Source organism: Stenotrophomonas sp. AGC87 (genome assembly GCF_057333975.1).
Genome location: NZ_JBHFHW010000029.1, coordinates 272,394 through 281,458 on the forward strand (window position 1 = coordinate 272,394; position 9,065 = coordinate 281,458).

The window sequence follows — 9,065 nt, forward strand, 5'->3', positions numbered from 1 at the left end:
TATAAGACCCCCCCCCCCCCCCCCCCCGGGTCGCTTACTTGCCCGGCTTCACGAAGCGCAGCGTCATGCGGTCGCTTTCGCCGATCGCCTGGTACTTGGCCTCATCGGCCGCGTCATGCTGGTTGGTCGGGGGCAGCGTCCACACACCGTTCGGGTAATCCTTGGTGTCGCGCGGATTGGTGTTGATCTCGCTGCTGCCGGCCAGTTCGAAACCGGCGGCTTTGGCCATCGCGATCACCTGCTGCTGGCCCACGTAACCGGTCTTGTCGTCTGCCGGCACATCGGCCTTGGCACGGTGTTCCACCACGCCGAGCACGCCGCCCGGCTTGAGCACCGAGAAGAAGCCTTTGAACATGCCTTCGGCCTGGCCGCTGCTGCGCCAGTTGTGCACGTTGCGGAAGGTCAGCACCACATCGGCCGAGTTGGCCGGGCCGAACACCGGGGCCTTCGGGTCATAGGCCACCACGCGGCTCCTGCCGAACGCCGCGGCGTCACCGGCAAATTTCTTGTCCAGCCCGTCGCGGCTGCGTTGCTGGTAGTCGCGGCCACGTCCTTCCGGCACGGCCATCGGATCGACCACGGCGGCGACGTACTGGCCCTTGTCGTGCAGCAGCGGCGCCAGGATCTCCGAATACCAACCGTTGCCCGGGGTGATCTCGATGACGGTCTGCCCCGGTGCGACGCCGAAGAACGACAGCGTCTGCGCGGGATGGCGGTACGCATCGCGCTTGACGTTGGCCGGATCGCGGCGGCTGTCCTGCACGGCCTTCTGCACGGCCGGGGTGATCGCGACCTGCGCGTTCGGGCCGGCGGGCTTGATCGCCATCGCGGGCGTGGCAAGCATCAGGGTGGAAACAGTGAACAGGCAGGCACAGGTCAACGAACGGGCTTTCATCGGCGAGCTTCCGGTAGCGGGATGCCGCGAGACTAGCAGCGAAGCGTGTACAGGTGTTCACAAAACGTTAGTGCGACGCAGCAATCCGGAACACTGTTTTGTGCCTGCTGCCGCAACGCTGTCACCACGCCGGCCGTATCCTGTGGAAACGATTCCCAGGGAGAACATCACCCATGACTGCTACGCGCGAACTCGGTCGTTCCGGCCTCCATGTCGCCCCCATCGCCTTCGGCGGCAATGTCTTCGGCTGGAGTGCGGACGAGAAGACGTCCTTCGCCCTGCTCGATGCCTTCGTCGATGCCGGCTTCAACCTGGTCGATACCGCCGACGTCTATTCCGCCTGGGTGCCCGGCAACCAGGGCGGCGAATCGGAAACCATCCTGGGGCGCTGGTTCAAGCACAGCGGCAAGCGCGACAAGGTGGTGCTGGCGACCAAGGTGGCCAAGTGGTCCGAACACCCCGGCCTGTCGGCCGACAACATCACCGCGGCGGTGGAAGATTCGCTGCGCCGCCTGCAGACCGACGTGATCGATCTGTACCAGGCGCACGAAGATGACGAATCCACGCCGCTGGAGTCCACGCTGGCCGCCTTCGGTCGCCTGATCGAACAGGGCAAAGTGCGCGCGATCGGTGCCTCCAATTACAGCGCCGAGCGTCTGCGCGATGCCTTGAGGGTATCGGCCGACTACAAACTGCCGCGCTATGAAACGCTGCAGCCGGAGTACAACCTGTACGACCGCGCCGGTTATGAGGCCGGGTTGGAAGCGGTGGTGCGCGAGGCGCAGCTGGGGGTGATCAGCTACTACTCGCTGGCCAGCGGCTTCCTCAGCGGCAAGTACCGCAGCACTGCCGACGCGGGCAAGAGCAGCGCGCGCGGCCAGAGCGTGGTCGACAAGTACGTCAATCCGCGCGGCCTGCGCATCCTCACCGCGTTGGACGATGTGGCCAGCACGCATGGCGTGAGCCCATCGCAGGTGGCGATCGCGTGGTTGATCGCGCGCCCCGGCATCACCGCGCCGATCGTCAGCGCCACCAGTGTCGAGCAGTTGAAGGATGTGCTGGCGGCCGCGAACGTCGCGCTGTCGGCGCAGGATGTGCGGCAGCTGGATGCGGCGAGCGCCGAACAGGCCTGAGCCCATAGGTCTTTGCCACGGACAGCCGCCACACGGCGGCTGTGTCCGTTTGGGGCGGGCATTCCGCTCCCGGACCGGCCGAGCCCCTGATCTTATCGACTGGCGCGGCTGTCCTCGGCGACCAGCGCGTGGTGCAGGCTCACGCCGGCGCGCACGCCTTCGGCACTGGCCAGGCTGATATTGCCGACCAGCGTTGCATCGCCCGCCGCGTAGATGCCGGGCACGCTGGTCTGCTTGCCCGGGTCCACCTGGATGAGCACGCCGATCGGGCTGTCCTCCAGCGCGCAGCCGAGCTGCTCGACGAGCGGTGCCGCCATGTACTGCCGCGCAGTGACGAACAGCGCGCGCAGTTCGACCCGGCGGCCATCGGCGAGCACGGCGGCACTCAGGGCCGGCTCCTCGCCTTCCAACCCGACCACGGCGGCGTGTTCGATGCTGACCCCGCGTCGCTGCAGCGCGGCCAGGTCGTCGGCCTCCAGCGTCATGCCGTGCGCGAACAGGGTGACCTCGCCCCAGTCGGCGAGCAGCGCGGCCATCGTGGCCGACTTCTCGTGTCCACCCAGCAGCCCGATCGCGCCGCCCCCGATTTCATAGCCGTGGCAGTACGGGCAGTGCACCACGCTGTGGCCCCAGCGCTCGGCCAGGCCGGGCAGTTCGGGCAGTTCGTCGCGGATGCCGGTTGCCAGCAGCAGCTTGCGCGTGGCCCAGGTGTCGCCGTTTTCGGTACCCACCACGAAGCCATCCACGGTCGGTTGGGCGGTGGTGACCGTGTCACTGATCCAGCGCACGGTGGGATAGTCCAGCAGCTGCGCCTTGGCGTTGCGCAGCAGCTCGGCGCCGGCGATGCCGTCCTGGCCCAGCACGCCGTGCGAATGCGCGGCGAAGCGGTTGCGCGGCAGGCCGCTGTCGATCACCAGCACCTCACGGCGGGCCCGGGCCAGGATCAGCGCGGCGGACAGGCCGGCAAAACTGCCGCCGACGACAATCGCATCAAACGTCATGGGGAACTCCTGCAGCGTGGTGGGCCAGGTGGCGGGCGAATTCGTCGCCAAGCGTGGCCAGGGTGGTGGCGCGCAGGCGGGCCTCAAGCAGGGCCTGGGCCTGGCGGTAACTGTCATCGAGCGCTTCGTTGACCACGCGCTGCACGGGGCAGCCGCGGCCGGTCTCGCGCGCGCCGGTGTGCAGAAGCGCGGGCGCACCGATGGCGAGGTAGACGTCGTGCAGGGTGATCTGCGCCGGCGGCCGTGCCAGTTGGCTGCCGCCGCCGTGGCCACGCACGGTGGTCACCAGGCCGCCCTTGTGCAGGGCCGACAACAGGCGCCGGATCACCACCGGATGGGTCGGCAGGCAGGTAGCGAGCTGCTCGGAGGTACGCGGGCCGTCCTGGCCGACCAGATGAGCCATCACGTGGAGCGCATCGGAGAACTGGTTGCTGGATTTCATGTAACGACGATAGTTACATATTAGTTGCCTGTCCAGTCCTGTTTCGTTCCATGTGTGACCAAAATTCACCTACACGCCATCGTCACAACATTTAATGGAACGGCAACCGTGATTGGCGTCGCACTTCAGCCTGTTCCTCACAGACCGATACCGCATCGCCCTTCCTTACTTTTGATCTCTCATGACGTCCTCCGCATCGGCGCGTCCACGCGCCCTGAGTCTTCAATTCAAACTGCTGGGCGCGCTGTCGCTCGGCCTGGTCATCATCGTGCTGGCGGCCTTGGCGGGGCTGGGTTCTGCCTGGCGCAACCTCTCGGCCGAGGTGCCGCTCGAGGTCGCCCGCCAGGCACAGGCCGAACTGCTGCAGCGCGAGTTCCGCCTGCAGGTCCAGGAGTGGAAGAACGTGCTGATCCGCGGTGCGGACCCTGCACAGCGCGAACGCCACCTGGCAGCATTCGATGCGGAAGGACGCCGCATCGAAGCGTTGGCCGGCACGCTCGCCACCAGCCGCGACGAACAGACGCGCACGCTGGCCAACCAGTTCCTGGCCGAACACCGTGCGCTGGAGGCCCGTTACCGTGGCGCGCTGGAGGCGTTCGCGGCCAGCGGTTATGACACCCAGGCCGGCGATGCACTGGTGCTCGGCGCCGACCGGGGCGTAGGCACCACGCTGGATGCGCTGGCCGCGCGTGCCAGCGAACGTGCCGCGTTCGAAACCAACGCCACCTCCGAGCGCGCACGCGCCGCGCTGGTCGCCTCGGCCATCGTCACGGCGCTGGCGGCGCTGGTGCTGTTGGCAGTGCTCACCCTGTGGCTGCGCCGCGCGGTGATCGCGCCCGTGGTTGCGGTGGAAGCAGCCGCGTGCGCGGTGGCACGCGGTGATCTGGAGCATGCCGTGGTGGTGCGCAGCGGCGATGAGATCGGCCGCCTTGGCACGGCCATGGCCGAGGTCACCCAGACCCTCAAGGCCGTGCTGGCTGCACAGGCGACGATGGCGCACCGCCACGATGCGGGCGAGATCAGCTACCGCATGGATGCGTCCGTGTTCCCCGGCGGCTATGGGCAGATGGTGCGCGACACCAACACGCTGGTCGCCAACCATATCCAGGTGAAGCTGCGCGCGATCGAGATCATGGGCCATTACGCGGTCGGTGATCTGTCGGTGGACATGGAACGCCTGCCCGGCGAGAAGGCGGTGATCACCCAGGCGCTGGATACGGCCAAGGCCAACCTTGGTGCGATCAATGCCGAGATCAAGCGGTTGGCCGCAGCAGCTGCCGTGGGCGACTTCAGCCAGCGCGGCGATGAAGCGCGCTACCAGCACGACTTCGGCGAGATGGTCGGCGGCCTCAACCGCCTGATGCAGACCACCGGGCAGGATCTGGGCGAGGTCTCGCGCGTGCTGCAGGCGATCGCCGGCGGAGATCTCAGCGCGCGCATGCACGGTGATTTCCACGGCGTGTTCGCGCGCATGCGCGATGACATGGCGCGTACCACCGGTCAGCTGACCACCATCGTCGGCGACATCAAGCAGGCCGCGCAGTCGATCCAGACCGCCGCCGGCGAGATCGCCGCGGGCAACAGTGACCTGTCGCGCCGTACCGAGCAGCAGGCGGCCAATCTGGAAGAGACCGCCGCTTCGATGGAAGAGCTGACCTCCACCGTGCGTCAGAACGCCGAGCACGCGCGACAGGCCAACCAGCTCTCGATCAGCGCCGCGTCCGTCGCTTCGCAAGGCGGTGAGGTGGTCGGCCAGGTGGTCACCACCATGCGCGCCATCCAGGGCTCGTCGCGGCAGATCGCCGAGATCATCAGCGTCATCGACGGCATCGCCTTCCAGACCAACATCCTCGCACTCAACGCCGCTGTGGAAGCGGCCGCGCCGGTGAGCAGGGCCGTGGTTTCGCGGTGGTCGCCAGCGAAGTGCGTACGCTTGCGCAGCGTTCGGCCGGTGCCGCCAAGGAGATCAAGGCGCTGATCGATCAGTCCGTGGCTGATGTCGACAGTGGCGCAGCACTGGTGCGGCAGGCCGGGCAGACCATGGGCGAGATCGTCGGCAGCGTGCAGCGCGTCACCGACATCATGGCCGACATCGCCGCCGCGTCGCAGGAGCAGTCGGCCGGCATCGAACAGGTCAACCAGACCGTCGTGCAGATGGACGAAACCACGCAGCAGAACGCGGCCTTGGTGGAGGAAGCCTCCGCGGCGGCGCGCAGCATGGAAGAACAGGCGGTGGCCTTGAACGCTGCTGTGGATGTGTTCGTGCTGGATGGGGGGCGCAGTGCGGTGCGCGAATTGGCGCGCGCGGCGTGATGCAGCCGTAGTGCCGGCCGCTGGCCGGCAATCGGATGCAGCAGATATCGCGAGGGAGCCGGCCAGCGGCCGGCACTACACGACGTAGGGGGTGCCCACCATGGCCTCGGCCAGGTGATCCAGGAACGAGCTGATCCGCGCCGAGACCGCCGTGTTGCGGTAATACACGGCGTGGATCGGCTGGCGGACCTCCACGGTGATATCCGGCAGCAGTTGCACCAGGGCGCCGGCTTCGCGGTCGCGGTGGGTCATGAAGTCGGACAGGCAGACAATGCCCACCCCTTCCAGCGCGAGCCGGCGCAGCGTTTCGCCGCTGGACACCGCCACCGCCGGACGCACGTGCAGCAGCGCATCGGTCGCGCCGGGCAGTGGCCAGTGGTTGAGCGAATCGGGCTCGTTGAAGCCGAGCAGGGTGTGCGCGCCCAGTGCCGCCACATCGCGCGGGGAGCCGTGCTGCAGCAGGTAGGCCGGGCTGGCCATCACGCGCAGGCGGCTGTGGGCCAGCGGCCGCGCATGCAGTGTGGAATCGGCCAAGGGCCCGATCCGGATGGCCACATCGGTGCGCCGCTCCAGCAGGTCGATGTAGCGCTCGCTGCTGTTGAGCTCCAGGGCGACGTCGGGATAGCGCGCCCGGTAGCTGGCCACCAGCGGGGCGATCACGTGCAGCACGAAGGGCATGGCCGCATCCACGCGCAGGCGCCCGGCCGGGCGTTGGCGCCGGGCGGCGATCTGCTCCTCGGCCGCTTCCACGGAGGCCACGATCGCGCGGGCCTGGGCCAGGAAGGCGTCGCCTTCTTCCGTCAGTTGCAGGCGCCGCGTGGTGCGGGTCAACAGCGTGGTGCCGAGCTTTTCTTCCAGCCGGCCCAGCGCGCGGCTGACCCCGGAGGTGGTCTGGCCCAGCTGTTCGGCGGCGGCGGTGATCGAGCCGCTGTCGATCACGGCGATGAAGGCCTGCATCTCATCGAGGGTGGTTTTCATGGCGGCGGCACGGTGGAGGTGCTCCATTATTGACCATGGGGCAACAGTGATTGGCGTGAAGGCCGCTTTTTCCGCAAGAGTGCGGCGCGCAGACTGCGCAGCCTCACTCCCCACCGGTATCCGTCCATGTCCCGTGGTATCCCCTTGGCCTTGTTGGCGTTGACGCTGGGTGCGTACGCCATCGGCACCACTGAATTCGTCATCGTCGGCCTGATTCCGACCATCGCTGCCGACCTCGGCGTCACCCTGCCCTCGGCCGGCCTGCTGGTATCGCTGTATGCGCTTGGCGTGGCGGTCGGCGCCCCGGTGCTCACCGCGCTGACCGGCCGGGTGCCACGCAAGACCCTGCTGGTGGCGCTGATGCTGCTGTTCACCCTCGGCAACGTGATCGCCTGGATGGCCCCGGGCTACGGCTCGCTGATCGTGGCGCGCGTGCTGACCGGCCTGGCGCACGGTGTGTTCTTCTCGATCGGCTCGATCATCGCCACCTCGGTGGTGCCCAAGGAAAAGGCCGCCAGCGCGATCGCGATCATGTTCACCGGCCTCACCGTGGCGCTGGTCACCGGCGGGCCGCTGGGTACCTTCATCGGCCAGCACCTGGGCTGGCGCGCCACCTTCCTGGCCGTGGCCGCGCTCGGCGTGATCGCGCTGATCGGCAGCCTGCTGTTCGTCCCGCGCAACCTGCAGCGCAGTGCGCCGGCCACGTTCGGCCAGCAGCTCGCCGTGCTCGCCCAGCCACGCCTGCTGCTGGTGTATGCGATCACCGCGCTCGGCTACGGCGGCACCTTCCTGTCCTTCACCTACCTGGCCTCGATCCTGCAGGACGTCACCGGCTTCTCCGCCAATGCGGTCAGTGGCGTGCTGCTGGTGTATGGCGTATCGGTGGCCATCGGCAACCTGTGGGGCGGCCGCCTGGCCGACCGTCGTGGCCCGATCCCGGCACTGAAGCTGATCTTCGCGTTGCTGGCCGCCGTGCTGTTCGTGCTCACCTTCACCGCCTACAACACCTGGCTGGTGCTGCTGACCGTGCTGGCGCTGGGTGCGGTGGCCTTCGGCAACGTGCCCGGGCTGCAGGTGTACGTGGTCAAGCAGGCACAGCGGTTCGCCCCGCAGGCCGCCGATGTGGCCTCGGGCCTGAACATCGCCGCGTTCAACGTCGGCATCGCGCTCGGTGCCTCGCTGGGTGGCCTGGTGGTCGATCACTTCGGCCTGATGCACACCCCGTGGCTCGGCGCGCTGGTGGTGATGGGCGCCTTCGGCCTGACCGCATGGAGTGGCCGCCTGGACCGCCGCGATGGGATTGCCGACCGCGCCGAAGGCATCGCCGTGAGTGCGCATTGATCGATCCCGGACCGACGGTTCGCCTTGCGCGACAGCAGTCGCCCAACGATGTGTTTCACGCAACCGCAGCCGACCGACGGTCGGCTCTACGTCGCTTTACGGTGCACGGCGTAGCCTGCACCTCACCCCCTGAAGGAGTTTCCATGAGCATTCCCGCATTCGGCCTCGGCACCTTCCGCCTGAAGGGCCAGACCGTGATCGACTCGGTGCGCAACGCACTGGACGTCGGCTACCGCGCCATCGATACCGCGCAGATCTACGAGAACGAAGCCGAGGTAGGTCAGGCCATCGCCGAGTCCGGCGTGGCCCGCGACGATCTGTTCCTCACCACCAAGATCTGGATCGCCAACTTCCAGCACGACGCGTTGCTGGCCAGCCTGCGCGAGAGCCTGCGCAAGCTGCGCACCGACCATGTCGAGCTGACCTTGATCCACTGGCCGTCGCCGAAGGACGCGGTGCCGATGACCGAGTATCTCGGTGCACTGGCCGAGGCCAAGTCGCAGGGCCTGACCCGCCAGATCGGCATCTCCAACTTCACCATCGCCCAGACCCGCCAGGCCATCGAGATCCTCGGTGCCGATGCGATCGCCACCAACCAGATCGAAGTCCACCCTTACCTGCAGAACCGCGCGCTGATCGCGTTCCTGAAGGAACAGGGCATCCATGTCACCGCCTACATGAGCCTGGCCTACGGCGAAGTGCTCAAGGACCCGGTGATCCAGGCCATCGCCGCGCGTCACCAGGCCACGCCGGCCCAGGTCGCGCTGGCGTGGGCACTGCAGCAGGGCTTTGCGGTGATTCCGTCCTCGACCAAGCGCGACAACCTGGCCGGCAACCTGCTGGCTGCGGAACTGCGCTTGAGCGATGAGGACATGGCGCAGATCGCCACGCTGGATCGCGGGCAACGCCTGGCGAACCCGGAGGGGATCGCACCGGCCTGGGATTGATGGACAGGGCCCCCC

At 67.8% G+C, this 9,065-nt stretch carries 7 protein-coding genes and 1 pseudogene; 4 read left to right on the forward strand and 4 right to left on the reverse strand.

Annotated features, from left to right (window positions below; genetic code table 11):
• Nucleotides 1–34: 34 nt before the first annotated feature.
• Nucleotides 35–895 (reverse strand): class I SAM-dependent methyltransferase, encoded by an 861-nt coding sequence (locus ACE026_RS11225; protein ID WP_486039061.1) that lies wholly within the window; start codon nucleotides 893–895, stop codon nucleotides 35–37.
• 173 nt (nucleotides 896–1,068) lie between these two features.
• Between ACE026_RS11225 and ACE026_RS11230 the strand changes: the two genes are divergently transcribed.
• Nucleotides 1,069–2,028, forward strand: coding sequence for an aldo/keto reductase (locus tag ACE026_RS11230; RefSeq protein ID WP_486039062.1), 960 nt, complete (start codon nucleotides 1,069–1,071; stop codon nucleotides 2,026–2,028).
• Between the two features lie 92 nt (nucleotides 2,029–2,120).
• On the opposite strand, the gene ACE026_RS11235 is transcribed toward ACE026_RS11230, so the two are convergent.
• A complete protein-coding gene (locus ACE026_RS11235) occupies nucleotides 2,121–3,029 on the reverse strand; it encodes an NAD(P)/FAD-dependent oxidoreductase (protein WP_486039063.1) in 909 nt (302 codons plus the stop codon).
• On the reverse strand, nucleotides 3,019–3,471 hold the full coding sequence (locus ACE026_RS11240; RefSeq protein WP_486039064.1) for an Rrf2 family transcriptional regulator: 453 nt from the start codon (nucleotides 3,469–3,471) through the stop codon (nucleotides 3,019–3,021). The genes ACE026_RS11235 and ACE026_RS11240 overlap by 11 nt, the downstream gene beginning before the upstream one ends.
• Nucleotides 3,472–3,652: 181 nt before the next feature.
• Here ACE026_RS11240 and ACE026_RS11245 point away from each other — a divergent pair.
• Nucleotides 3,653–5,784, forward strand: a pseudogene (locus tag ACE026_RS11245) (methyl-accepting chemotaxis protein).
• A gap of 75 nt (nucleotides 5,785–5,859) precedes the next feature.
• Here the strand turns inward: ACE026_RS11245 and ACE026_RS11250 are convergent.
• Entirely contained in the window at nucleotides 5,860–6,762 is a 903-nt protein-coding gene (locus tag ACE026_RS11250) for a LysR substrate-binding domain-containing protein (protein WP_486039065.1), read from the reverse strand.
• Between the two features lie 126 nt (nucleotides 6,763–6,888).
• Between ACE026_RS11250 and ACE026_RS11255 the strand changes: the two genes are divergently transcribed.
• Nucleotides 6,889–8,103: an MFS transporter gene (locus ACE026_RS11255; RefSeq protein WP_486039066.1), complete on the forward strand. Its 1,215-nt coding sequence runs from the start codon at nucleotides 6,889–6,891 to the stop codon at nucleotides 8,101–8,103.
• Nucleotides 8,104–8,246: 143 nt separating this feature from the next.
• Nucleotides 8,247–9,050 carry a 2,5-didehydrogluconate reductase DkgB gene (gene dkgB / locus ACE026_RS11260; RefSeq protein ID WP_486039067.1) on the forward strand — a complete coding sequence of 268 codons (804 nt, stop codon included), beginning with the start codon at nucleotides 8,247–8,249 and terminating at the stop codon, nucleotides 9,048–9,050.
• Nucleotides 9,051–9,065: the final 15 nt, after the last annotated feature.

What these genes read in the sequence shown, in the direction of transcription:
- ACE026_RS11235 (WP_486039063.1), bottom strand. Translation starts at nt 3,029, where the DNA reads ATGACGTTTGATGCGATTGTCGTCGGCGGCAGTTTTGCCGGCCTGTCC.
- ACE026_RS11230 (WP_486039062.1), top strand. Translation starts at nt 1,069, where the DNA reads ATGACTGCTACGCGCGAACTCGGTCGTTCCGGCCTCCATGTCGCCCCC.
- ACE026_RS11225 (WP_486039061.1), bottom strand. Translation starts at nt 895, where the DNA reads ATGAAAGCCCGTTCGTTGACCTGTGCCTGCCTGTTCACTGTTTCCACC.
- dkgB (WP_486039067.1), top strand. Translation starts at nt 8,247, where the DNA reads ATGAGCATTCCCGCATTCGGCCTCGGCACCTTCCGCCTGAAGGGCCAG.
- ACE026_RS11240 (WP_486039064.1), bottom strand. Translation starts at nt 3,471, where the DNA reads ATGAAATCCAGCAACCAGTTCTCCGATGCGCTCCACGTGATGGCTCAT.
- ACE026_RS11250 (WP_486039065.1), bottom strand. Translation starts at nt 6,762, where the DNA reads ATGAAAACCACCCTCGATGAGATGCAGGCCTTCATCGCCGTGATCGAC.
- ACE026_RS11255 (WP_486039066.1), top strand. Translation starts at nt 6,889, where the DNA reads ATGTCCCGTGGTATCCCCTTGGCCTTGTTGGCGTTGACGCTGGGTGCG.